Source organism: Anaerobacillus sp. 63XJN7_4_ISO-PGPR-S23-413, assembly GCF_056173725.1.
Genome location: NZ_CM149688.1, coordinates 1,083,836 through 1,107,309 on the forward strand (window position 1 = coordinate 1,083,836; position 23,474 = coordinate 1,107,309).

Consider the following 23,474-nt stretch of genomic DNA (forward strand, 5'->3'; position numbering starts at 1 on the left):
TTCTGTTGTAGATCGTAAAGGTATAGTATTTTGTTGTGTCAGTGTATAGGGAAAGGGGTAAATGCGCAACATTCACTTTTTTCTATTAATTATGTTAGAAAATCTTTTGATTTACTAGGAAGAACTATATGCTCTTTTTTATATGAGAGATTATCTTCCGAATTCCACTCCTTTTTTACTAACTTTCACCTGTTTTCTACCCCAAATTTCAAATAAATGTTTACTAATATAATAAAAAGGATATTCCATCTACTACAATCATACGAGAAAATTTTTTTCTTGGGGTAGAGGAGGAGTCAAGATGCAGTCACTATGGTTTACATTGCTTACGTGTATAGCATTCATGGTGCTTGTTGGATACATAGCTTATCGGAAAACAAGAGGAACAACGAATGGGTCAGAAGGTTATTTTCTGGCAGGAAGAGGATTGAGCGGTGGGTTTATTGCAGGATCGCTTTTGCTAACGAACCTTTCTGCTGAGCAGTTAGTTGGATTAAATGGTCAGGCGTTTCGGACGAATTTATCGAACATGGCCTGGGAAGTAACGGCAGGGGTAGCGGTTGTTCTCATGGGACTTTATTTGCTACCAAAATATTTGAACATGTCAATTACAACCCTTCCTGAATTTCTTAGTAAACGGTTTGATGAAGGGGTACGTCGCTATACTGTCGTTTTATTTATGGTTGGGTACGTACTCGTCACGATTCCTTCGATGCTCTACTCTGGGGCTCTAGCCGTTCTGAAATTGTTTGATGTACCATCGATTTTAGGCATTACATACACCCAGTCGATCTGGGTTGTAATTTGGGGGATCGGCATCATCGGTGCGGTGTATGCGATCTTCGGCGGGTTAAAAGCCGTTGCCGTTTCCGATACAATCAATGGAGTCGGTCTACTCATTATCGGAGCGCTTGTTCCGATTCTCGGACTTGTCGCACTTGGAGATGGCGCCTTTCTAAACGGTGTAAAAACCATCACAACGACAAATCCCGAAAAACTGAATGCGATTGGCGGAGCGGATGATTCGGTTCCATTCGGTACAATTTTCACCGGTCTGATTATCGCTAACATGTTTTACTGGGCAACAAATCAATACGTCATTCAGCGCACGCTCGGTGCACAGAACTTAAAGGAAGGCCAGAAAGGCGTTATTTTTTCCGGATTCTTTAAGCTTCTCATTCCGATTTTCATGATGATTCCGGGTGTTATCGCTTTTCACCTTTACGGTGGGAATCTTAAGTCCGTTGACCTGGCGTATCCTACGCTCGTAACCAATGTGCTGCCACCTTACTTATCTGGCTTTTTCTTAGCTGTATTGCTTGGGGCCGTCTTAAGTTCGTACAACTCCCTATTGAATAGTGCTTCAACGATGTTTGCACTTGATATTTATAAGCCTGCGTTTAAAAAGGATGCCTCAGACGAACAGCTGATTAAATCTAGTAAGTGGTTTGGCTCCATTATTGCACTCGTGACGTTTTTCGTGTCACCGATGTTGATGTACGCACCGAACGGACTATGGGACCTGATTCGAAAATTCACAGGCTTTTTCAACATCCCTATTGTGGCTGTTGTATTGATCGGAATTATCTCGAAGAAGGTGCCGGCATTAGCGGCGAAGGTAGCGATTGTTTTCCATGTGGTCGCTTACTACATGATGGTGTGGGGAACAGAACAGCTCTTTGGTCTTCCGCTCGACATTCACTTTATTCATATTTACGGTATTCTATTTGTCGCTGAAGTGGCGATCATGTTTGGGATTGCTTACGTTAAGCCACAGAAAAAAGCTTATGTTTTCCCGAAGGCTTCAAAGGTCAACATGACGCCTTGGAAATACAGCGCGCCAGCTGGTATTTTATTAATCGCAAGCATTTGCGAAACGTACATCCTTTTCTCACCAATTGGTGTAGCTTATGCAGATGGGGTGATCTCGCCTTCATTCCTACCAGCGACTGGAGCTCTTTCAGTTGTAACGCTTATTGCATTCGCTATTGCAACGAAGAGTTGGGAGCGTAAATACGGTCATGCTGTTCGAAGAGCGAAGGAAGCTGTGAAAGAAACAGGAAAAGAAGTAGGGGGCCAAAAGCAAAGTCCTCAGATGAACTATCTTTCTGAAAAAGATTTTTAATAAATGATGTCCATTGAATTAAAAAGGGGCTCGCTTCAACTTAGGTGATGAAGCGGGCTCCTTTTAATTTGCTTATATGGGAACATGACTAGAGACTGTTTTCCTTTCCTTAAACATCTTCTGAAGTTTGGTGAATAATGCTACTTTGAAGTGCTTCTTTAAAACTGGTGCATGAAAAGACCTGTGAGTTGTAACAGGGCTTATAAATTTGATAGATCTATTTTATGGTAAAATAAGGATGGGCGAATGGTGTGGAAGGTTCAGTCTTAGGGCAAGTTTCTTGAATAAGCGGGTTAGTTATAAAGGATATATATAGATGGATTGGGTTAATGTGTTATGAATTTGAAGAATGGGAGGGAGTTAAACAATGAAAACAATGAAGAAGTACTTTCTACCTTTTATAATGCTGGGAATCCTTCTAATAGCTGTCGGTTGCGCGAACTCCGAAGAAACGGGTAACAGTTCAGAGGGGAGTGAACCGAAAGTAGACAAATCAAAAGAAGCTCAGGAAAATATTAAAACAGTGTTGGAAAATATGTTTACTGGTCCAAATGAGGAACAGGAAAACATGTTAGAATCTAACGGAGAAATGGCTGAAAATCTCACTGACTATAGAGAAGAAAAATTCCAGCCATATGTGACTGATGATTTTTATGGGAACGACATAGTAAAACTTAGTGGAGGAGTAAGGTTCTTGCAAGCAGCTCATCCTAACTATATGTTAAAGGTTGAAGAAGTCGCACTTGAAGAAGATGATAAAGAGGGTGAATATGACTTCAAAATGAAGGTTACTTATACTAATAAAGAAAATGACGAAAGCAAAACGATGGATGTTGAGGGTATGGCTTCTACAAATGAAGAAGGAAAAGTAAAAGACATTCGATATATAAACGATGAAGAATTTAGAGATGCTTTGAGAGAGTAAAGTTAAGAACTCACGACTTTACATCAAACATAAGACAGAATTATTCAAGTAATTCGGAGCGTTAATCTAAAAGGATTACGCTCTATTTTGTTTTAGCTAGTAAAGAGTTAGTTTAAGGAGGGACATGGATTCTGAAGTTCTAAAAAAACGGGCAGTTAAATAAAATAAAAGGTTGTTAATATGAGCTCACAAAAAGAGCCGGTTCATTGAATTAATTTTGTCGATCAAGGGAGTGGAGATATGAAGATATTTGAAGCTACGTATGATGGCCATCGAATTCAGGTGGAAAATAAATGGAAAGGTGAAAAGTTATATGTAGATGGAGAATTACAGGATGAAAATATTGGGCTAGCTTTAAGAGCGACGTTAACTGGAGAATTAAAAGCTGATAATAATGAAGCTAAATGCATAAAAGTTACTCTCGGCGGTTTTTTAAGTATTCATTGTAAAATATTTGTTGATTATGTATTAGTTCGATCTTATCGAATTAAAAAAAGAATTTAAACATTCTTTGAGTGATATTGGACCACATTCTTTAGCTAAAGTGCACAAGATAAGAAAAAGAGATTTCGCTTATTCTTATCTAATCGATTAGAAAAGAGTTGAAACTTTTTTGAAATTGCTTAGGATTATATGCGCCTTAATAATAGGTGTACTAGGAGGATATGCCAAGGTTACAGGTAATCATAATTTACTACCTTATTTGTTTATATTTCTATTACTAATGATTTTAGCGACGGGAATAGATGAGCTTAAGAAAGGTAATAGACGTAGTTCATTTTTCTACTTTGTTGCTACATCGGCGATAATAATACTTTTACTTGCATAATAAGCAAATTTCGGACCGATAGCTGATGATTTGCTTCAGTATCTCAACAGGTAAAGCAGTGGTCGGGTTTAATCGTTGCCTTTGTTATGAGATTGTTTTAAATCTTAATGATAAAAGAAAAATAAGAAAGAATTTAGAATGAGCGAGAATGACGTATAGAATAAAAGGAATTGATTTCGCTTCTTTCAATATATTCGGAGCTTATCTATAACAAGATAAGCTCTTTTTAACTTGAATTAAAGATTGAGTTATCCGGTTTTGTTTGAAATAATTGGTATTATATAGGTGGATTGTGAGGTTTCATATGACTTTGTGTAAAAGGAGTTGGGGTTTAATGGAAGAAATGACTGGCAAAATATTATATTTAATAATAACTTGTGTTTTGTTATACGGATTCTTTAAGATCATTAGATTTATTTATAACAAATATATACCTTACAGTTTTGCAACAGATGCAATCGGAATAATAATATTTGTTATCTTTTGCATTCCTGCCTCACTAGTAATAAGCCATAAATTGTTAAATTCAGCAGGGAAATATTGATCATAATGAGAGTACTAGAAAGTGTGATGAACTTATATCTTCAGTTATTTCGGAGCTAATACTTTATAAAGTACTCGTCCTTATGACATAATCATCGGGCAAAATAAAAGTTAATTTAAAATTGAAGGTGCAGGCTAACCAGTTATTCCATTAAGAACGCTACGATGAAGGTGGTGTAATTAACAATGGACGATGTTGTAATGTGTCCTGAATGTGGTAACCAATTGAAGCAAGGATATATTTTCTCTCCTCGAAGAATTTGCTGGTCAGACTCACCTGATTCCATCTTTGCGGATTTTGGAAGTGAAATATTAATAGGTGATGCATGGTTAAAAGTCAAAAAAGTTCCAGCGTTAAGGTGTGAAGAGTGTAGTGTAGTTATTTTCAAACATGGTGAAAACAAAGATATAAAATAGCAGTAAAGTAATTTTGAATTGAGTTTATTGTTTGGTTAAATCGGAGCTTTTGCTGAAGATAAGGTAAGAGCTCTATACAGATAGTGCAGGGCGTGCGGTATTGATAGGAGGGATAATATGGGGATGGGCGGAATGAGCATAGCATTAATTTCTCTAGTTCCAATCATTCTAATAGTAGTTGTCATACTTCTTATAATGCGAAAAAGGAGATAACTCTTAGAAGGATTATTCCTTTAAATCGGAGCTTATCTGAAATAAGATAAGCTCTTTTATATATGAAGTAAAGATTGAATTCTATGTCCGGATTTGAATTAATTGGTATTAAGTTTTTGCACAGGATTGTGTGAAGTGCAAGCACTATTATTAATGTACTTAAGGTGGGTTCCAAGTGTTTAAAAGCAAGATAACTTTCATTATCGCAACTTTAGCTATTACTTTGATAGGTTGCTTTCAGGTTGAAGAAGCAACATTTATTGAAGGAGAGATAACTAAAATCAACAATGAAAGTGGGGAAATGGAGATCAAAGTCGAATCTTGGTCAACAATTAGTGATGCAGAATCATCTAGCACGCCATATATATTTGAAGAGATGCCAGATTCACATACTATAAGAGTATCCAATCCAGATCAATATGATGAAGGGAAAGAAGTACAGGTGAAAGTTATTAAAAATTATGAAGAGGACGTATGGGATTTAAATAGGTTGAAATTTGAAGTAGAAAAGGCAACTTAGAATATTATTCTATTGATTACATTATCTGAGAGTCCTGAAGAAATGTCGAATTTAAGTCTTCCGTATGAAGATAGGTGAAAACTACAGTAGGATTCGTTACCATCTTCCGTTATCTCGGAGCTTATCTTTAATAAGAAAGGCTCCTTTTTAATTTGAAGTAAAAGATCGAGTTATTCGGAGCGATTTTTGAATAACTTAAGGGGACATCACTTTGGATTGGAGTCCCCTTGTTAGCTATAAAATAGATTGCTTATAAATATAAGATGATGAATAAAGAGTTGTTTTGAAATAATTGGAAAGGGGGACGGATACAAGACTATAGTAGTGAAAGCAAAGAAAGAAGTACAGATGGTTAGAGAAGTGACTATTTGTTGAAGATGCTCTGAAGTAACACTGTTCAATTAATTAAAAATGTAATGGAAGGGATCAAATAGATGGAGGAACGAAAGTGGGACATCCAAGAAATAAAGCAGATAAAAAAGAAGCTGTTAATAATAAACAACCTTGTCATGCTTTTGCTTATCGTTTCGTTTGGCTTTTATATAGAGCTTGGGGGATCTTCTACATTCCTTATAGGTTTTTGCTGTGCAGTTTTATGGATTTTGGTAGTGAATGCTGTCTATACGATTTGGACCGGGAAGGTCATAGGTACAAAGACAATGCAAAAAGCTTTGAACTTCAAGATCTACCGTCATGGAAAGAGACAGTGGAAGATAAAAGCGATTATAGGATTAATCTTCTTATTCGCATTTAGTGCTGGTTCAACAATATTATTTTTCCAATTCGATTTAGAGGCTTTAAACATAGATTTTCCTCAAGATAGTATAAGTTTATTTGCCGTTTGGCTCTTTTTTAATATCGGGGAAATGAGAAGAATAAAAAAGCTAAACGAGAATTACGGGGGAAGTTTAAAGCGATTCGATTCATAATTGAAAGATATCCCGTATTATTTTGTTCTCTTATGTGAATCGGCTACACTCAGTTAGACAAATAAATTAAGGTCAGATAGACTTTATTAAAACTTTTATTAGAGGAGCGTCTATTATGACCAAACGAACACGCCGTACGTTTACTAAGGAATTTAAACAACAGATGGTTCAACTACATGAAAACGGTAAGCCAAGAAGTGAAATTATTAAAGAATATGAGTTGACGCCGTCTTCATTGGATCGGTGGATCAGTCAGTTTTCGAAAAGCGGTTCATTCAAGGAAAGCGATAATCGTTCTTCTGAAGAAACGGAGCTCATGAAGCTGCGAAAAGAAAACCAGCGTTTAGCGATGGAGAATGATATTTTAAAGCAAGCCGCGCTGATTATGGGACGAAAGTAAATGTGATTCACAATAATCGTCACAAATACTCTGTATCAGCAATGTGCGACGTCCTACAACTGCCTCGAAGTACCTTCTATTATGAAGCGAAAGTGTTAGAATCAAATGACGATGAACTGAAAGAGGTCATTCGAAAAATCTTTTACAAAAGCCGCCGAAACTATGGAACACGTAAAATCAAGATTGAACTCAAGAAACAAGATTGGATTGTTTCAAGGCGCCGGATTGGACGTATTATGAACGAATTGGGCCTTGTTTCAAAATATACAATCGCTCAATTCAAACCTACTAAAAGCTCGTGTAATGAGTCTGAGCAGGCAAATGAATTGAATCGAGAATTTCATCAAAACCAACAGTTGAAGGTCGTTGTCAGTGACTTGACTTATGTTCGTGTGGGTCAAAAATGGCACTACATCTGTGTCTTTGTCGATCTATTTAACTGCGAAATAATTGGCCACAGTGCAGGTCCACGAAAAGACGCCAGGCTTGTCTATCGTGCTTTCTCTTCCATTAAAGGAAACCTGCATGACATTGAGCTATTTCACACGGACCGTGGCAACGAGTTTAAGAATAAGTTAATCGACGAGGCCTTAGAAACCATCCAAATATAACGCTCCTTAAGCTTCAAAGGATCGCCTTATGATAATGCGGTCGCTGAGGCGATGTTTAAGGTCATTAAAACTGAATTTGTTTATCATGCCCACTTCGAAAACCAGGCACAGCTTGATATTGAACTTTTTGATTACGTGCACTGGTACAACCACATCAGAATCCACGGTACTTTGGACTATTTAAGTCCGATTGAACACAAGTCTAGGAACCTTAATATAGCTGTCTAGTTTAGTGTTGACATTCCAGGATGCAACAATTATACAAAGAGAGGATGGACAAACCTATTAAAAAAATTAGTATCATACTAGGTGCTGTCATTCTAATCGTCATATTGGCAAATATATCGAATATATTGGCTCATGCTAAATTATATTCATTCGAAAATAACAAGAAAGTTGAAACTGAGACAAAAGTTGTAACGTTCAATGAAATATTCGATATTTTGACTGAACAAAGAGAGTTGGAAGAAGAGTTAAAAACCTCTACAAAATATTCTTTAATCGGCGATGAGGTAAGAAAAGGTATTGATGAGGCATCAGATTACGAAAGGTATTTAGCGGAGAACAAGCAAATCAAGTCTATAAAAATTAAAATTCCTATAACTACATACAAAGACTATGATAAAACCATTGAATTTATTTCAGGTAAAGGTGAAATGTTAGAAATATTCAAGATCAATAAATGAAAAGATGTAGTTTAAAAGTATAATCCGAAAATCATATAAAAAGAAGACGTTGAACTTCGATAGTTTGAAACCTTGCTTCTTAAACAATCTCAGAGCGAATGTTGAATAAGGTGTCTTTGCAGCTATTTCATTATTTAAGAGCAACCCAGGAATAAAGGGAGGTTATCATTGAAAATGGAAGTTGCAAAAAAGAAGAAAAACCAAAAAATAGCTGGTGCAATACTATTGGTGATAGTAATAATTTTGTCCCCATTTTTGCATGATCATTTTAATCCATTAACTTTATTAATAACTACGATTATTATATATGCTATTGTCATGTTCATTGTTGGACTGTTATCAAAAGAAGAAAAGTCTTAACCTTAAGACAGAAGGATCGTTTTTTACCATCTTCCAGTATCTCGGAGCGATAGCTGCATAGCGTTTATTCCTTATTGTGCTAACGAAGCAGGTTAGGAACAAAGGTTACATAATTAATAACCTAGTGTTGATGAGCAAAGTAAAAAAGAATAGCAATAAAAATGAAATTCAGACCGTGTATATAGCCACCTAATAGTGAAAAATTATTTATGTAGGGTGATTAGTCGATGATAGGAATAAGCATAGCAACGAAGTGGGAGTACGAAGCAACTTTGGAATACTTCGGAATAAGAGATAACGAACGTTTCGGTTATCCATATGGGGAGTATTTCATGAGAACAATGAATGATACCGAACTTGTTTTTTATAGTACTGGTGTAAGAAAAGTAAATGGTGTTGGTGGTAATCAGTATATGATTTCTAAATTTAATTTAACTAAAGTAATCGTTGCTGGAACATGTGCAGGAATAGATGATCAGTTTCGTCATTTAGATATTTTTGTACCCGACAAAGCCGTTCAATATGATTGCACGGTAAAAGAAATTGAGCCTTTTATTAAACAATCCTTCATCGTTCATATTGATTTATCAAAATATGGAGATGATTTTTATAAAGGAACAATTGGCACCGCTGATAAAGCAGTCGTTATGTGGAAGGACTATCTAGAACTGAAAAAAAACGAAATAACCATAGCTGATACAGAAGCGGGAGCAATTGCTTATATTTGTAAGAAGAATGATGTTGAATGCATTATTATTAAAGGAATATCTGATTTTCCAACGGATGAAAGAAACGCTAGTAAATTCGAATCGAACATTGAACAAATGAACGTTTATTTAGAAAATACCCCGAAAGTTATGAACAAAATATTTGGCAAATATTTAAATAGATTTATTTAGAAAATGAAGGTTAATAGAAAGGTTATGTTTGTTGATTTAACGAATAGCCCATCAATCATTTTATATGGGAGGATTTTGTATTTACTAAGGTTACATAGAAAATATTGTACTGTTATTGAACGAAGGGGCAGGATAACTGAACAAAAGAAAAATAGGAGCTGAGATACTTGCCTTTACTATTTTTATTACTAGCTATACTAACATTGGGCTCATATGGAATTGTGATTTCTCCTATACTATTTCTATTGGCTATAGCTAGCTCTATTTATTATTCTAAGAAGGGAAAATATATTTTCGCTTCAGTCGTTACCTTTATTATTAGTGCATTCATTTTAATGACAATGTCAGTTATGGCACTCATTTTTATGTTTGATTAATATAGTCAATATATAAAGGTGAAATGTAAAAAAATCCTTAAAAATTTTGGAGCTTATCTGTATAAGGTAAGCTTCTATTATATTTAAGAAAATATTGAACTGCTTTAACTAATTTGAAATAATTGGTATTAGAAGTTGGGGGGATTTAGTTGATCATAGATTTAGGAGGACATATATGAGTTTGAAAACAAAGGTTTTCTTTCTAGTTTTTTTCCCGATATTACTCCTAACATTGAGTGTGTTGGAGTTTTCGGAAATCTTGAATCCGACAACAGGATTCATCGTAACTTTGCTATCTGCTCTTTCAGGTTTAGTTGTTAATCGATTTAAGAGAAATAAGAAAGATACCTACTAATTTGAAATGGCCGTATTTTAATTCGCCAAATGAGTACGGTTATGTAGGGAAATATAGTTGGCAATATGAGGATGAGCATGGATAATGGATTTAAAATTATGAAGCAATATTTGGAAAGAAAAAGGTGTGTCTTCTTATTAAAATAATTACCAATAGGACTTTGACCGTAACATTTATGTCCTTTGGTTTTTTTATAGGTTTTCTTTCATTTGGCTACAAAATGTTAATCATATCAGATATTCTGGTATCATTTACAACTTCTGAAGCCCTTTTTTCACAATTGTTATTCTCTTTTGCTACGTCATCTAGTAAATACCTTGTATAGTCGGATTTAAAAACATCCAAAAGATGTAGAAGGGGAGGCATCGATGTGAAAACGGCAGGAGAAATACTCCAATTCACCTTACTTTCATTAATTACAGGGCTAGTGTTAGAAACTATTTTTAACTTTTCCCTGTCTTTATTTTTAATGGCGGTTGGCGCTTCAATTGTCTACTTTTTGGTACGAGTTCAATTTAAGAAAAAGTATGGCACGCTTACTGGCCGTAACTTCACAGTCGTTATAGGAGTAGCTCTAGGGATTATCGTTTCCCTGAATGTGTTGATACCCATGTTTCAGAGTTAAATGAGAAAAATAGGAGTCAAAATTGTTTTTTGCTTATTCAAGTTATGTCGGAGCTTATCTGTAAGAAGGTTGCAGGATGATGTTATTAGGGTTTGGAGGTTCTTATTATCAATTCTATTAGAGAGATTTTTTCTTCTAAGTGGTTTGGTTATCCTTTAATTTTTGGGTTGCTTTTTGGGGCTTATGCTAAATATGGGGTAATTAAGATTGTTTTATCTACTATTCTCGCCGCATTATTCATTTCGTTGCTTGCTTACAATTATAAACACACCAGCTTATATAATTTAGTTGCTAAAAAAAGAAAAAATAAATCTGAGTAGTTCGTTGTAATAATGAGAATCCATCAAGGTATTTTCATTCTAAAATCTCGGAGCTTATCAATAATAAGATAAGCTCCTTATTTCATTTGGTTTTGTAAATGAAGCTCTTCTGAAGTTATGATGAGTGAGCATGATTGAATTTGTGATAGATGCTCTCAATACCTTCGCCTCCCTATCCGTCATTACAAAGAAAAACGAAATGAAAAAGAGCCATTCGTGACTGAATGACTTCTTATATAAGACTGGATTAGCTTTTGAATTCAAAACTCTCCGGTGGTATGGTCCTTTTTATCGTTGAAGTATGCAGCTTCCTTTTTCTTTCTTTTCAATTTGAGAGGCTTAGAAGCCGTTAAGTCATATACGATACAGTTCACTGCTAGAATGGTTAATGCAAAGGCGGTAACGGGCGCAAGAATCATCCATGGAAAAGAAGAGACGTATTGGAAATTTTGAGCGATCAGCCCTGCCCACTCATTTGACATCGAAAATGAGTCCGTGAAGGCTTTTCCAGTGTCCATATCATACTCAATGACTCTGACGTCTGTACCGCCTATGAATACTTTCAAAAGACCAAGATGGGCAAAGACAACAAGGACCTGTCCGACTTGTTGAACGAAAAGGAGTAGTAACTTAGGATTCAGGAAAGGTGCTAGATGGTTTTTGAAAATATGAAATTTACTTCCGCCCATAGTTCTGGCGCTTTCTATGAATTCCTTTTTAGATATGAGATCGAGTTCGTTTTGAATGTAAAGGGAAAGTACTGGTACACTGATGAAAATAAGCACGAGCATTGGGAAGACGACTTTCGTTACGGTATCATAGCTCCAGCTGAAGGTTAACACAACGGGAGCGATCAATATGTAGGTAAAAATCGTAACCGGCGCATAGTGAAGCGCATCTGCAAGCCCAGCTAACAGTTTTCGAAAAGCACTCGGTAACCTAAACAAAAGATATCCGCCTAAGAATGAGAATACCATTCGCCCAAAGGCAACGATGATGGATAGTCCAATGGTATACTTGGCCCCCTCGAGTAGCATGAGTAAGAAGTTATTTCCATCGAGATCACTCCCTAATGGAAACTGTAGGGAGGGCGGAAAAGGTGCTAAGGCAATGGCATTATGATTCTCATCATACAATACTTTTTCAGGTGGAGCCGGATCTGCAAACGTGGTGTATACGAAACTTCCTATAAGGAGGAATAAGATAAAGAGAGTGCCTCCTATTAACAACGGGCGTTGGATTAATTGTTTCTTCATATATTCTTCCCACCAATATTGAAGTAGTGTTCTAGCGTAACTTTTCCTGTTGTGAACATGATAAAAGAAGGGATAAATACCATAAACAGCCCCATGGTTAGTATTTCAGGATTCAGTACCCCATTCTCAAAAATAAAGGTCATAAACCCATTAATATTAAAGATAATCTCCAACATTAATAAGTTAGCGATTGCAAAAAGAAAGACACCCTTAAAATGGTTAAATAAGGTTAAAATGGAGTTCCTAAAAACGTGTAACACTAAAATTCTTGATCGCTTTAATCCCTTTCCTCGTGCTAGTTCTACGTACAGAAGCTTCTCCTCTTCTTCAAAGGACAACAACAAATACTTATATATGTATATACCAGGCAGTAGTGATAGAACTAGGACCGGAAGAACGATCGCGTTTTCATCGAAACCGCTGGAAATGTTAAAAAGGAGAAAGTTTGTTTTTTTATAGACCCAAATAATGCCTAGTTGTGCAACTAAAATCACGAAAATGTCCGGCAATGATTCAATAATAAAAAGAAAAGCCTTAGGAAGAGTTCTTTTATGAACTGGAAGTAACATTGTAAGGAATGTAAGAAGGATTCCTAAGATAAGAGCTAGGACGATAGAAATGAATAGGTAAAACATAGAAGTAAGGTAAACATCCATGAATTCCGGGAATAAAGGTAACTCTCTCCCCCGAACGTAGTACTCAATGGTATTGCCAGTTAGGATGACGTTTAAGAGATGAAGCATGTGATGAAAGTATGCATCAAAATTAAGTACGATGGTGTCATATAAAAACGAAGTATTGTTTAACGAATTGTTATCAATCATTTTGAGCACGTTTAGTTGCGATTTCATATTAAAAAACAAGTAAGGAAGTGAGCCAATTAGTAGGATGCCTATTGAAGTTAATAGAAATTGGAATGCAATCTGCAAGGTAAGTGACTTCTTCATCACGGCCCTCCTTTTACAATTGAGAAATCTTTGTTTCGCTAGAAGCAACAGTTTGTTTTGGAACTATACTTAATAAGTTCTCTAACTCATTCATATCCCCCTGTGCAGCGATATTTCCTTCATGATCGATTATGAAAATTGTAGGCACTTTTTTAATGTAATAGTTTTTAAAGAGTTCAGCCGAGCTTACATAATATGTATTCGGAATAGAAGGCACGGATCCCTTTTCTCTTCTATCATGAGTTATGACGAATATGTTTGTTTGGTAGGTGTCAGCTAGAAAGGGGACTTGACTTAATAAAGTCGAACAAGTACCACACGTCGTGCTGCTAAAGATCATAATTATATGTCTATTATTAAAATCAGCAAGCGAAATTTGTTGATTCTCTTCATCTTTCACCCGAAACAGTGGAGCTTTCTCCCCAACTTGTAACGTCTTTTCTTCTATAGTTGCGCCAACATTTCTAAATCGATTTAAAAACTGCGTAATTTGTTTTAGAAAATACAGTAATATCGCAAATTGCATCAAAAGAAAAAACCATAAGCCAATATGTGAAAGAAGCCCCCAATTCACTTCCATTTTATATCTCTCCTCTGTGTAATAACCGATTAAAATGGTGATTTATCTTCTTAACCTCTACTAGGACAAAGAACGTCGCGATTATGCCAAAAAAACAAAATGAAGCAATAAAGTAAAGTGGTGGATAGACTTCATTCAATGATGAAGTGGATGCATAATAATCAAGAATGCCAACTTTTGTTGAACTAAAGAACAACTTTACGGCCACCATTATAATGGATAGGTTTCTGAAAATAAGCTTCCATGAGATTGGCTTTTCGCCAACAATCCCTCCACAGCCACATGAAAGTGATGAGCGACCTCTCCTTAGATTGATTAGAATCGCAAGCGTATAGAGAACGATTAATCCAGTAAAGAAGATCAAACTGACCTTATAAAAGAGGCCAACTAATAGCAAGAGACCAACCATCATTTCAGCGATAGCATCGAATTTCGCTGCTGGTTTTGCATAGCGATCAGGTATAATCTGATAGTTTTGTATGCTTTGTTCATGGTTAGCGAGATCTCGCATTTTGGTATAAGCAGAGGTTACCGGAATAATCGCTATCCCTAACCTAAGAAAAAGTAACAGTATTTCCATAAGCATTCCTCCGAATTAGGCATACCATTGAGCTTGGCTTGTAAACATTTCATAATAATTTTTCCTACGTGCAAGTAATTCTTCATGATTCCCGACTTCAACCAATTCGCCATCTTTCATAACCAATATGCGATCAGCTAATCGAGCTGCGGCCATACGGTGCGAAATATAAATAGCCGTTTTATCTTGAGTGAGTTCTTTGAATTGATTAAAGATGTTTAGTTCTGTTAAAGGATCAAGTGAAGCAGTAGGTTCATCAAGGATAATGATATTGGCTTTACTAAACAGGGCTCTAGAAAGGGCAAGCTTTTGCCACTGTCCACCTGATAAATCTTCACCTTCACCTAAGAGTTTTCCTAACCGAGTATCAAATTGATTTGGAAACTGCTGGACCGTGTCTAGAAGGCCAGACTGTTTGGTTACTTTTCTCATTAAAACCGTATCTTCCATATTTTCAACATCACCAAGAGTAATATTATGCTTTATGGAAAAGGGTAGCTGCATAAAGTCTTGAAAAATCCCTGTCATACTTTTCTTTAGCGTAATAGGATCAAAATAGTTAATGTTAATGCCATCTACAAGGATTTCTCCATGACTTACTGGGTATAGTCCAAGAAGACATTTCACGAGGGTGGTTTTTCCGGATCCATTATCCCCTACAATGGCGATTTTTTCCCCGGGAGCAATTGAAAAAGAGATGTTATTTATGACCGTTTTTTTACTTTCCGGATAATGATAGCTTACATTATGAATCGTAATGCCTTTTTTAAGCTTTTCGGGAAAACTATGTATACGTTCATTGTTTTCAAAAGCAAATTTCTCATCTCTGAAATCTAAAAACTCAAACAGGTCTTCGATATAGAGGTTTTCTTCATAAATTTTAGCGAGATAAGAAGCCATCATATTTAAGGAAGCCTGCGCTCCTTTAATTGCTTGTCCAATGGAAACAAATTCACCTACACCTAAATTCTTTTTCTTTAGTAACCAAATCACAATGGCGGCCGAAAGACTATACAAAAGAGCTGTAAAAAGATCCAGCACCATTTGCACTTTCTTTTCTTTTTTTAGAAGTGCAAGAACTTCATTGCTATTACTTAAAAATAACTTTCCCCATCTTTCCAAGAAAAAGGGGCCTAAATGAAAAAGCCTTACTTCTTTAGCTGATTGTCGATTTTGAAGAAGGAAGTTGAAGTAATTGGATTCTCTAGCTTTTTGTGTTTGATGCTTTAATAAGAAGAACTTCTCGTTGCCAAAGCGCGACTGCAACAATAATATAGGCACTGCAGAAATTGCGCTCAATATCGCTAATCCCCAATGGAATGACAGCAAGAAGGATAAATAAGAAATTAAGCTTATGGAGAACTGCCCCAAGTCTAAAATGTTCTTTACAGGGGACATAAGCTTACTACCATAGTTTCCACTAATCCGTTCCTGGTGGTTATAAAATTCAGGTATTTCATAATAGCTAAGTGGTACTGATGCTGCTTTTTCTGACACAAGTTTTCCAACACTGTAATCTAATTTCACTTCAATTTGTTCATCAAAAATATCGGATATGTGCTTGAGTGTAGAGGAGAGACCTACTAGAAATAATTCTAGGGTGAGAAATAAAAACGCACGCTGATAATTAGGTTCTTCAGCACTAATAATGAGTACAACTGCATTTACTAATTCTTTAGTTACCCACAGAGTAGCTAGGGGGAAAAGACCAGTCACCACTCTAATGAAGATAGAAGCTAAAAACCACAGTGGACTAATATTCCAAACGAATTGAAAACTCTTCCTTAAATAATGAATATTCATATCTTTACCGCCAAATTAGTTTAAGACCAGGAATAATCCTGGTCTATGTATTTTCTTCATTAGCAAGAACAAGAATTATAGATCGTTTTACACTTTTGTCCAGTTATACTGTCATAATAAGATGTTTGCCATACGCGATTTCCGTTAGAATCACAAGTAGATCCACAAGAAGAGCGACTAACTTTAGAGTCACAAGGGTAACCCGCAGGTTTTACTCCAAATAGTTTATTCAACATTTCCTTCACCTCCCTTCAATATGAAGTTGTATTGATGAAATACCCCTCTATACCAACCATGCTCTCCTAACACCGTTCCATTTTGATCAACTAATAGCAGAGTGGGAAAGTCATGTATTTCAAGTTTGGTTATTGTCTCTTGCTCAACCTGAAGCTGTGTTACGTCATGTTGATAAAGGCTGTACTTTTCGCTATGCGCATTCCCTTCGGCTTTGCTATCGATTGAAATGACATTGAATATTGGAAGTTGATAAGACTGGTTTTCAAGAATAAGCTCTTCTAACTCTGTTAAACAAAAGCTACATGTTTGATTAACAATGATGACAATTGAAAATGGGGAGGAGAGCAAATGAGCGTCAACTAATATATTTCCAACGTTTTTGCCTATGATCGGATGTTTTATAATCATTTCTTTTTGTTGGTCACCAGAAGGAAGAAAGTGAAGCTCAGTATTTAATTGCTTTTTCAGTTTTAGAAATACGAGAAACATACTGATCCAGATTGCGGGTGCTAGTATATACAAATTTGTGTGCTCCTCTAAATAACATTTCTCTGTTTTGCTTTTATTTAAAATTATCACAATTTTAGAAAATATTGTATTGGGAAATATGTCCAAGAATCTTGACTTTAAATCGGGTTTTTTCACTGTTGTTTCCTAATATTCATTTAATGAGTCTTTTTACTTTGTATTAGGTCCCATTTCCAATACTAAAACGTGTTTCTATCAAAAGCGGAATTTGTATTTCACCTGGCATAACGAAACAAACGATGAAATTCTCACCGATGAGTAGGAATGAGCTCCTCTTATCAAGAAAGTAGTGTAAAGAGACAAGTCAATATTGAAAACATCGCAGATAACAGCACGTTCTTCATACTTAAGGAACTTAAGAAAAGGAGAGATATGGTGGAACAGTTTGCGGTTTTTCGTACACCTCAAACGATTCTCTATGGAAGAGATTCGTTTAAACAAATTGGCGCAGAAGCAGCTCGTCGCGGTCAGAAAGCCCTTATTGTTAGTGATCAGGTGATGATGAATCTCGGTTATGTCACGGATTGTCAGGATTATTTGAAGCAGGTGGGAGTGGAAAGTGAGATCTACACGGGTGTTGCGTCTGAACCAACGGACGATTATGTGTCTGAAGCGCTTGTGCTTTTCCGAAACACGAACTGTGAGATCGTTATTTCATTAGGTGGGGGAAGTTGTATCGATACGGCGAAAGCCATCGCCGTTCTTGCGACGAATGGAGGATACATAGGTGACTATCGCGCGAACAGAACGATGGCAGAGAAGGCGCCGATTCCGCATCTCGCTATTCCAACAACAGCGGGAACTGGCTCAGAAGCAACGGACGTGACCGTTATTACGAATACAACGACTGATGTGAAAATGATGATCAAACAGCCCGCCTTCATGCCGGCAGTTGCGATTGTGGATCCGTATCTCTCGCGCTCATCGCCACAGCAAGTAACCGCGGCGACAGGGATTGACGCCCTCAGTCATGCGGTGGAAGCGTATCTCTCAAAGCAAGCTCATCCGATGACAGATACGCTTGCTTTATCTGCGATTGGACACATTATCGGTCATATTAAAAGCGCTTACAATGATGAAGAGAATCTCGATGCACGAGAAGCGATGAGTTTAGGTGCTCTTCAGGCGGGTATGGCTTTTACAAATGCTTCCGTCTGTCTTGTGCACGGCATGTCGCGTCCAATCGGTGCTCTTTTTCACGTGCCGCATGGATATTCAAACGCGATGCTGCTTCCAGCTGTACTCGAATACAGTAAGGATTCTTGCATCGATCGACTCGCTGATCTCGGGAGACTGTTTCAGACAGAAGAAAGCGAGGCGCTCTCAAATGAAGAAGCGGCTGATGTGGCGGTTTCTTCTATCAAAAGTCTTTGTGCCTCATTAAATATCCCGAACTTAAAATCCTGGGGAATTGATGAGACGGCGTTCAAGCAGGTTATTAGCAAAATGGCAGCAGACGCATTAGACAGCGGGAGCCCAGCGCATCATCCTTGCTTGCCTACACAGGCGGAATTAGAAGAACTTTATGAGATTTGCTATGACTATGAATTTATAAGTGAAGAAAAGGTTCGCTAACACAACTGGAAGGGGAATGAAAACATGGCTACGACGGCAACGAACGTGCTACAAAACTATATTAATGGTAAATGGGTCGATGCGAATACCGATCAATTTCAAGCTGTTCCAAATCCGGCAACAGGGGAGGAGCTTGCTCAGGTTCCGATTTCAACGAAAGCAGATCTTGATGAAGCAGTGAAAGTAGCGAAGGCTACCTTCAAAACCTGGAGTAAAACGCCCGTTCCGAAACGCGCGCGCATTCTATTTAAATACCAGCAGCTGCTCGTCGACAATTGGGACGAGCTTGCGAGATTGCTAACAAAAGAGAATGGTAAAAGTTTTAAAGAAGCACAGGGTGAAGTGCAGCGCGGGATCGAATGCGTTGAGTTTGCAGCCGGGGCGCCATCGTTAATGATGGGCAAGCAGCTTCCGGATATCGCAACGAATCTCGAATCAGGCATGTATCGCTATCCTGTTGGTGTTGTAGGCGGCATTACGCCATTTAACTTCCCGATGATGGTGCCGTGCTGGATGTTTCCACTTGCAATCGCGATGGGGAATACGTTCGTCCTTAAACCTTCTGAGCGGACGCCGCTACTCGCAAACCGCTTAGCAGAGCTCTTTAAAGAAGCGGGCTTACCGGATGGCGTTCTGAATATTGTTCACGGAGCACATGACGTTGTGAATGGGCTTCTAGAGCACAAAGATGTGCCTGCGATTTCCTTCGTCGGCTCACAGCCCGTCGCCGAATATGTCTACAAAACAGGTGCTGCGAACGGCAAACGCGTTCAGGCACTTGCCGGTGCGAAGAACCATTCCATCGTAATGGCTGACGCTGATCTTGACGCTGCGGTTAAAGAAATCATCGCTGCTTCATACGGTTCTGCAGGCGAACGATGCATGGCTTGCTCCGTTGTTGTGGCGGTAGATGATGTTGTGGAGCCATTGCTTCAAAAGTTAAACGAAAAAGCCGATGAAATAAAAATCGGCAACGGCCTTGATGAAGACGTATTCTTAGGACCGGTTATCCGTAAAGAACATAAAGAAAGAACGGAAAGCTATATCCGTAAAGGTAAGGAGGAAGGTGCTACGCTCATTCGCGACGGCCGAAACGACGAAGCATACAACGATGAAGGCTACTTTATCGGACCAACGATTTTTGATCACGTAAACTCCTCTATGCAAATCTGGAAGGACGAGATCTTCGCGCCAGTGCTATCAATTGTGCGAGTGAAAAATCTAGAAGAAGCGATCGAGCTCACGAATGAATCCGACTTCGGAAACGGGGCTTGCCTATTTACTAAGGATGGAAGCAACGTTCGATATTTCAGAGAAAACATCGAAGTTGGCATGCTAGGCGTAAATATTGGCGTACCAGCCCCGATGGCTTTCTTCCCGTTCTCAGGTTGGAAGAATTCCTTCTATGGCGATCTTCATGCGAACGGATCAGACGGAGTGGAATTTTATACGAGAAGAAAGATGTTAACGGCCAGGTGGTAAGCAACAAGAATTAAAATAACACAAAAGGAGCAGAGAGGAGAACCTGTCTGCTCCTTTTGTATTATGGGAAGAAGGAATAATGTGGTAAGGGTGAAACATTTGATGCGTTTCATTCGTATAACTAATTAAGATAACAAAAGGGATAAATGTTCAAGGAGTGCGCTATGCAAACACTATTTCATTCAGTTAAGAATTTGTTTCTAGACTTATTTGCCATGGGAAAGGGATTAGTCTATGGTTTTCTATTGGTTGGATTGCTTACTTTCATTGGTGGAGCGCTACTATACGGCTTTTTGTTCTTACGTCATTTGTTTGTTTAATATTTTTGGATATTAACTTAATGAGAAGAAGGGGAGATATGTGTGAAAAAGGTCATTTTAAGGTCAGTGATTGCATCGCTTGTGATCGGTATACTCGTATGGGCTGCAAGTGTATTCATTTCTTTTTCATTTAGTGAATGGAGCTTCTTTATTGCTCTAGGGCTTACCATTGTGCTTTACTTCTTTAACAGTAGCGGAGGATTTTTATCAAAAGGGGCTACTGCTGAGGCAAGCGAGGCAGGGTGGAAAGTTCAAGAAGATAATGAACTGAAAGTAAATGTAGGTGCTGTTTTTTATGGTTCAGTGCTATTTACGATTTTTAGTCTTGTCTTAACCATTACCACATATTATTAAGGGGATTTTAGTAAAGAGGAGCTCTTATAGAATACAGACTTGCAGCTCCGATCGAAACAAATATATGATTGTGTAGCATATGCAAACACTAATCACATTAGGGGGATGAAAAATTGGGTTTATTCTTTTATCTTACGATCGTCGTTGGTTTATCGCTCATCTATTATGGCTATGTTAAGAAAACAGAAAAAGATATAAAAATGAAAGAGCTAGAGCTTGAAGCTAAGAAGATTGAGTTGGAAATAAAGAAGTTAGAACATCATAAGGACAGTACTGAATGAAAAGAAAAGTAATCGCTTTGGTTTTGAGCGATTATTTTTTTATGAGATGAAATAATATGGGGGCACACCAAAAAGGTGATGAGTCGATTCGTTGCATCATTAAATTATAAGAAGCTATACTCTTCTCTCCTCCTAAGTGGGGGTCTTTCGTAAAGGAGAATTGTGGTTTTAGAAAGGGCAAATCAATAGGTTGAAATAGAAAGACGGAGGAACAAAGATGAAACGATTTATCACTTTACTAGGAGTATTTCTGCTTCTAGCAGCATGTACGAATGAAGGCAGCAATGAAGGAAAGCAGGAGGAGAAAGGTTCTACTCAAGAGACTTCTGCAAGTTCCTTACACATTAAGCCTGCCAAACTATCAAAACGTGAGCAAAGCATCGTGAATCAAATGGGAGTCGATTTCAAAACCTTTTATACGGTGGATGGGACCGTAGGAGAAGGAGAAGCGCTCGTGACTTCGATCGTTGTATACAAAGACGGAGAAGATGGAAAAGAAGAGTTTGTTACCTGGGGTGGAAATTATGAACAAGAGCGTTTCAATAAAGCTCTTCACTCATTCCAACTTCAAATGGAAGAAAAAGTAGCTTACTTTACAATGGGATCACCGGATGGATACAGCAAAGGATCGACCAATATGCCTAAAGAGCTGGGCGCATTTATCTTTGAACAGATAGAAGAAGAAGTCACGATCACAAAAGGAGAAACGGTGTATTTGGCATACTTAATTGGATCAAGTGAGAACCAAATGTCGTCAGTGAACGATAGCGATGTCAAAACTTTGCCTGAATCGGTAAAAATGGCGGAATATGCGATTGTAGCTCAATTGGAATGGAAAGACAATTTGGAGAAGAATGAGTAATTGAACCAAAAGTCGTAAAGGAGTATGACATGATGACTCGAATATAGATACGTGAAGGATACATAAGAACAGATTTCATAACCGAATGTCCTTCTCAAATCTTGCTGAAATTAGGAGGGAATTATGGGACGAGTTGTTCATTTTGAAATTCATGTAGATGACATGGAACGGGCTAAGAAGTTCTACGGGAACGTATTTGATTGGAAGTTTGAAGACTGGAGTGAATATGCCGGCATGCCTTATCTTGGCGTGGTGACTGGTGATGCAAAAGAGCCAGGAATCGATGGAGCGTTGATGAAACGGCAAGGTCCACCTCCAGAAGGTAACGCTGCAATCAATGGGTATGCTTGTACAATGGGCGTGGAAGATTTGGATGCTACTGAATCGAAAGTTCTTGCTAATGGTGGCAAAACAGCGATGGGCAAATACGCATTGCCTGGAATGGCGTGGCAGGCCTATTACCTTGACACGGAAGGAAATATCTTTGGTCTTCATCAACCGGATGAGAATGCAAAATAATTTAATATAAACAGTTGAGAGAGCCCTTTTTAAAGGGTTCTTTTTTAAATGCTAATTGATGGAGAGTTTTGAACGGATGAAATAGTGAAGCTTGGACGATTTATTTTGGACTGTTGAAAAGTTTTCCATATTTATCAAAATTAAAGATTGAGTTATTCAGATGAATTTGAAATAATTGGTATTGGGTAATTGGCGAATAATTGTGAATTATTGATTTCTAGTTAACGATTAAATAGCATTTTCGAGATGAAAGAAGAAGGAGAGGAGGTGACGGTACTTAGTCCGTGAAAGGTCTTCAAGATTGGATAGGTGGCGAAGGTAATATGGCTGTTCCTATTAGGTAAGTGCTCTTCATACTTGAGGATACGATTGGGTCCTTACGAATAGTTTAGGTATAGGGATAATTGTTCGTGGAATGCTTGGCTACTTAGTGAGAAATGACTTATTTTAGAGGGGAATGGAGACGATGTTTTTATCGTATTTTTTAGTGTTTCTTTTGGCAGCGATTCCGTTATTTGAACTTGTTGCTGTAATCCCACTAGCGATCATCGGTGGGCTGTCGCCAGTACTAACAGGCATACTTGCTTTTTTAGGAAATGCTTTGACAGTTGTTTTGTTAATTGTATTTGTAGATAAATTTAAAGTATGGCGGAAGAAGCGAAAACAAAAGCGTACGAAGGATGTGGTTCAGGAGGAGGGCGAGACGACAGAAGCACATGTCGAGGAAATGCAAGAGTCGAAGAAGGAGAAACGTGCAAGAGTTCTTTTTGATAAGTATGGTTTGCCAGGCTTAACAATCATCGGTCCCTTTTTCGTCGGCTCACATATTTCAGCGTTTATGGGAATGAGTTTCGGTTCAAAAAGAAAGCTGGTCACCAGCTGGATGATGACGAGTTTAGTACTTTGGACTGTGATTATGGCTGTAGCATCAAGCTATGGAGTTGGATTTTTTGTACATGACGTGGAAGATGATGGTGTTTTAGTTCGTCTATTCACTAACTAGCATGATCATGTGA

26 protein-coding genes and 1 pseudogene are annotated in these 23,474 nt (G+C 37.7%); 21 read left to right on the forward strand and 6 right to left on the reverse strand.

The window, feature by feature from the left end; genetic code table 11:
• Positions 1–301: 301 nt before the first annotated feature.
• The 13 genes and pseudogenes from AC0VYO_RS05940 to AC0VYO_RS06000 all read left to right on the forward strand — a co-directional run bounded on the left by AC0VYO_RS05940 (position 302) and on the right by AC0VYO_RS06000 (position 10,814).
• Positions 302–2,125 (forward strand): solute:sodium symporter family transporter, encoded by a 1,824-nt coding sequence (locus AC0VYO_RS05940; protein WP_475368623.1) that lies wholly within the window; start codon positions 302–304, stop codon positions 2,123–2,125.
• A 367-nt stretch (positions 2,126–2,492) separates the two neighbouring features.
• Complete coding sequence (locus AC0VYO_RS05945) at positions 2,493–3,050, forward strand: hypothetical protein (RefSeq protein ID WP_475368624.1); 558 nt, start codon at positions 2,493–2,495, stop codon at positions 3,048–3,050.
• Positions 3,051–3,290: 240 nt separating this feature from the next.
• A complete protein-coding gene (locus AC0VYO_RS05950) occupies positions 3,291–3,554 on the forward strand; it encodes a hypothetical protein (protein ID WP_430245144.1) in 264 nt (87 codons plus the stop codon).
• Between the two features lie 199 nt (positions 3,555–3,753).
• Complete coding sequence (locus AC0VYO_RS05955; protein ID WP_475367466.1) at positions 3,754–3,879, forward strand: DUF3953 domain-containing protein; 126 nt, start codon at positions 3,754–3,756, stop codon at positions 3,877–3,879.
• Between the two features lie 729 nt (positions 3,880–4,608).
• A complete protein-coding gene (locus tag AC0VYO_RS05960; RefSeq protein WP_283152820.1) occupies positions 4,609–4,839 on the forward strand; it encodes a PF20097 family protein in 231 nt (76 codons plus the stop codon).
• Between the two features lie 388 nt (positions 4,840–5,227).
• Positions 5,228–5,572 (forward strand): hypothetical protein, encoded by a 345-nt coding sequence (locus AC0VYO_RS05965; protein WP_430245140.1) that lies wholly within the window; start codon positions 5,228–5,230, stop codon positions 5,570–5,572.
• A 448-nt stretch (positions 5,573–6,020) separates the two neighbouring features.
• Positions 6,021–6,326 carry a hypothetical protein gene (locus AC0VYO_RS05970; protein ID WP_475368625.1) on the forward strand — a complete coding sequence of 102 codons (306 nt, stop codon included), beginning with the start codon at positions 6,021–6,023 and terminating at the stop codon, positions 6,324–6,326.
• Between the two features lie 290 nt (positions 6,327–6,616).
• Positions 6,617–7,740 (forward strand): annotated as a pseudogene (locus AC0VYO_RS05975) (IS3 family transposase).
• Between the two features lie 44 nt (positions 7,741–7,784).
• A complete protein-coding gene (locus AC0VYO_RS05980) occupies positions 7,785–8,198 on the forward strand; it encodes a hypothetical protein (protein WP_475368626.1) in 414 nt (137 codons plus the stop codon).
• Between the two features lie 168 nt (positions 8,199–8,366).
• On the forward strand, positions 8,367–8,558 hold the full coding sequence (locus AC0VYO_RS05985) for a hypothetical protein (RefSeq protein WP_475368627.1): 192 nt from the start codon (positions 8,367–8,369) through the stop codon (positions 8,556–8,558).
• Between the two features lie 227 nt (positions 8,559–8,785).
• Complete coding sequence (locus AC0VYO_RS05990; protein ID WP_475368628.1) at positions 8,786–9,457, forward strand: 5'-methylthioadenosine/S-adenosylhomocysteine nucleosidase family protein; 672 nt, start codon at positions 8,786–8,788, stop codon at positions 9,455–9,457.
• Between the two features lie 552 nt (positions 9,458–10,009).
• The gene (locus tag AC0VYO_RS05995; protein WP_475368629.1) at positions 10,010–10,189 is read left to right on the forward strand and encodes a hypothetical protein; all 180 of its coding nucleotides are present in this window, start codon (positions 10,010–10,012) and stop codon (positions 10,187–10,189) included.
• 370 nt (positions 10,190–10,559) lie between these two features.
• Positions 10,560–10,814 (forward strand): hypothetical protein, encoded by a 255-nt coding sequence (locus AC0VYO_RS06000; protein WP_475368630.1) that lies wholly within the window; start codon positions 10,560–10,562, stop codon positions 10,812–10,814.
• Positions 10,815–11,394: 580 nt separating this feature from the next.
• Here the strand turns inward: AC0VYO_RS06000 and AC0VYO_RS06005 are convergent.
• The 6 genes from AC0VYO_RS06005 to AC0VYO_RS06030 all read right to left on the reverse strand — a co-directional run bounded on the left by AC0VYO_RS06005 (position 11,395) and on the right by AC0VYO_RS06030 (position 17,059).
• Positions 11,395–12,390: a hypothetical protein gene (locus AC0VYO_RS06005; RefSeq protein ID WP_475368631.1), complete on the reverse strand. Its 996-nt coding sequence runs from the start codon at positions 12,388–12,390 to the stop codon at positions 11,395–11,397.
• Positions 12,387–13,337, reverse strand: coding sequence for an ABC transporter permease subunit (locus AC0VYO_RS06010; RefSeq protein ID WP_475368632.1), 951 nt, complete (start codon positions 13,335–13,337; stop codon positions 12,387–12,389). The genes AC0VYO_RS06005 and AC0VYO_RS06010 overlap by 4 nt, the downstream gene beginning before the upstream one ends.
• A gap of 13 nt (positions 13,338–13,350) precedes the next feature.
• Positions 13,351–13,917 carry a TlpA family protein disulfide reductase gene (locus AC0VYO_RS06015; RefSeq protein ID WP_430245124.1) on the reverse strand — a complete coding sequence of 189 codons (567 nt, stop codon included), beginning with the start codon at positions 13,915–13,917 and terminating at the stop codon, positions 13,351–13,353.
• A 1-nt stretch (position 13,918) separates the two neighbouring features.
• On the reverse strand, positions 13,919–14,497 hold the full coding sequence (locus AC0VYO_RS06020) for a MauE/DoxX family redox-associated membrane protein (RefSeq protein ID WP_475368633.1): 579 nt from the start codon (positions 14,495–14,497) through the stop codon (positions 13,919–13,921).
• A 15-nt stretch (positions 14,498–14,512) separates the two neighbouring features.
• Positions 14,513–16,300 (reverse strand): ABC transporter ATP-binding protein, encoded by a 1,788-nt coding sequence (locus tag AC0VYO_RS06025; RefSeq protein ID WP_475368634.1) that lies wholly within the window; start codon positions 16,298–16,300, stop codon positions 14,513–14,515.
• Between the two features lie 225 nt (positions 16,301–16,525).
• Positions 16,526–17,059 (reverse strand): hypothetical protein, encoded by a 534-nt coding sequence (locus tag AC0VYO_RS06030; protein ID WP_430245118.1) that lies wholly within the window; start codon positions 17,057–17,059, stop codon positions 16,526–16,528.
• A gap of 381 nt (positions 17,060–17,440) precedes the next feature.
• Between AC0VYO_RS06030 and AC0VYO_RS06035 the strand changes: the two genes are divergently transcribed.
• The 8 genes from AC0VYO_RS06035 (at position 17,441) to AC0VYO_RS06070 (ending at position 23,461) form a co-directional block, all read left to right on the forward strand.
• The gene (locus AC0VYO_RS06035; RefSeq protein ID WP_475368635.1) at positions 17,441–18,640 is read left to right on the forward strand and encodes an iron-containing alcohol dehydrogenase; all 1,200 of its coding nucleotides are present in this window, start codon (positions 17,441–17,443) and stop codon (positions 18,638–18,640) included.
• Between the two features lie 24 nt (positions 18,641–18,664).
• Positions 18,665–20,122 carry a CoA-acylating methylmalonate-semialdehyde dehydrogenase gene (locus AC0VYO_RS06040; protein ID WP_475366880.1) on the forward strand — a complete coding sequence of 486 codons (1,458 nt, stop codon included), beginning with the start codon at positions 18,665–18,667 and terminating at the stop codon, positions 20,120–20,122.
• Between the two features lie 164 nt (positions 20,123–20,286).
• The gene (locus AC0VYO_RS06045; protein WP_194220706.1) at positions 20,287–20,442 is read left to right on the forward strand and encodes a hypothetical protein; all 156 of its coding nucleotides are present in this window, start codon (positions 20,287–20,289) and stop codon (positions 20,440–20,442) included.
• A 42-nt stretch (positions 20,443–20,484) separates the two neighbouring features.
• Positions 20,485–20,796 (forward strand): hypothetical protein, encoded by a 312-nt coding sequence (locus AC0VYO_RS06050; protein WP_475366881.1) that lies wholly within the window; start codon positions 20,485–20,487, stop codon positions 20,794–20,796.
• Between the two features lie 113 nt (positions 20,797–20,909).
• On the forward strand, positions 20,910–21,077 hold the full coding sequence (locus AC0VYO_RS06055; RefSeq protein ID WP_283152685.1) for a hypothetical protein: 168 nt from the start codon (positions 20,910–20,912) through the stop codon (positions 21,075–21,077).
• 217 nt (positions 21,078–21,294) lie between these two features.
• A complete protein-coding gene (locus AC0VYO_RS06060; RefSeq protein WP_475366882.1) occupies positions 21,295–21,939 on the forward strand; it encodes a hypothetical protein in 645 nt (214 codons plus the stop codon).
• 123 nt (positions 21,940–22,062) lie between these two features.
• Positions 22,063–22,458, forward strand: a complete 396-nt coding sequence (locus AC0VYO_RS06065; RefSeq protein ID WP_475368636.1) for a VOC family protein — start codon at positions 22,063–22,065, stop codon at positions 22,456–22,458.
• 466 nt (positions 22,459–22,924) lie between these two features.
• Positions 22,925–23,461: a small multi-drug export protein gene (locus AC0VYO_RS06070; RefSeq protein WP_475366883.1), complete on the forward strand. Its 537-nt coding sequence runs from the start codon at positions 22,925–22,927 to the stop codon at positions 23,459–23,461.
• The last annotated feature ends 13 nt before the right edge of the window (positions 23,462–23,474 follow it).

What these genes read in the sequence shown, in the direction of transcription:
- AC0VYO_RS06060 (WP_475366882.1), top strand. Translation starts at nt 21,295, where the DNA reads ATGAAACGATTTATCACTTTACTAGGAGTATTTCTGCTTCTAGCAGCA.
- AC0VYO_RS06015 (WP_430245124.1), bottom strand. Translation starts at nt 13,917, where the DNA reads ATGGAAGTGAATTGGGGGCTTCTTTCACATATTGGCTTATGGTTTTTT.
- AC0VYO_RS05950 (WP_430245144.1), top strand. Translation starts at nt 3,291, where the DNA reads ATGAAGATATTTGAAGCTACGTATGATGGCCATCGAATTCAGGTGGAA.
- AC0VYO_RS06005 (WP_475368631.1), bottom strand. Translation starts at nt 12,390, where the DNA reads ATGAAGAAACAATTAATCCAACGCCCGTTGTTAATAGGAGGCACTCTC.
- AC0VYO_RS05990 (WP_475368628.1), top strand. Translation starts at nt 8,786, where the DNA reads ATGATAGGAATAAGCATAGCAACGAAGTGGGAGTACGAAGCAACTTTG.
- AC0VYO_RS06065 (WP_475368636.1), top strand. Translation starts at nt 22,063, where the DNA reads ATGGGACGAGTTGTTCATTTTGAAATTCATGTAGATGACATGGAACGG.
- AC0VYO_RS05960 (WP_283152820.1), top strand. Translation starts at nt 4,609, where the DNA reads ATGGACGATGTTGTAATGTGTCCTGAATGTGGTAACCAATTGAAGCAA.
- AC0VYO_RS06025 (WP_475368634.1), bottom strand. Translation starts at nt 16,300, where the DNA reads ATGAATATTCATTATTTAAGGAAGAGTTTTCAATTCGTTTGGAATATT.
- AC0VYO_RS06020 (WP_475368633.1), bottom strand. Translation starts at nt 14,497, where the DNA reads ATGGAAATACTGTTACTTTTTCTTAGGTTAGGGATAGCGATTATTCCG.
- AC0VYO_RS05995 (WP_475368629.1), top strand. Translation starts at nt 10,010, where the DNA reads ATGAGTTTGAAAACAAAGGTTTTCTTTCTAGTTTTTTTCCCGATATTA.
- AC0VYO_RS05945 (WP_475368624.1), top strand. Translation starts at nt 2,493, where the DNA reads ATGAAAACAATGAAGAAGTACTTTCTACCTTTTATAATGCTGGGAATC.
- AC0VYO_RS06010 (WP_475368632.1), bottom strand. Translation starts at nt 13,337, where the DNA reads ATGAAGAAGTCACTTACCTTGCAGATTGCATTCCAATTTCTATTAACT.
- AC0VYO_RS05980 (WP_475368626.1), top strand. Translation starts at nt 7,785, where the DNA reads ATGGACAAACCTATTAAAAAAATTAGTATCATACTAGGTGCTGTCATT.
- AC0VYO_RS06070 (WP_475366883.1), top strand. Translation starts at nt 22,925, where the DNA reads ATGTTTTTATCGTATTTTTTAGTGTTTCTTTTGGCAGCGATTCCGTTA.
- AC0VYO_RS05940 (WP_475368623.1), top strand. Translation starts at nt 302, where the DNA reads ATGCAGTCACTATGGTTTACATTGCTTACGTGTATAGCATTCATGGTG.
- AC0VYO_RS06045 (WP_194220706.1), top strand. Translation starts at nt 20,287, where the DNA reads ATGCAAACACTATTTCATTCAGTTAAGAATTTGTTTCTAGACTTATTT.
- AC0VYO_RS06040 (WP_475366880.1), top strand. Translation starts at nt 18,665, where the DNA reads ATGGCTACGACGGCAACGAACGTGCTACAAAACTATATTAATGGTAAA.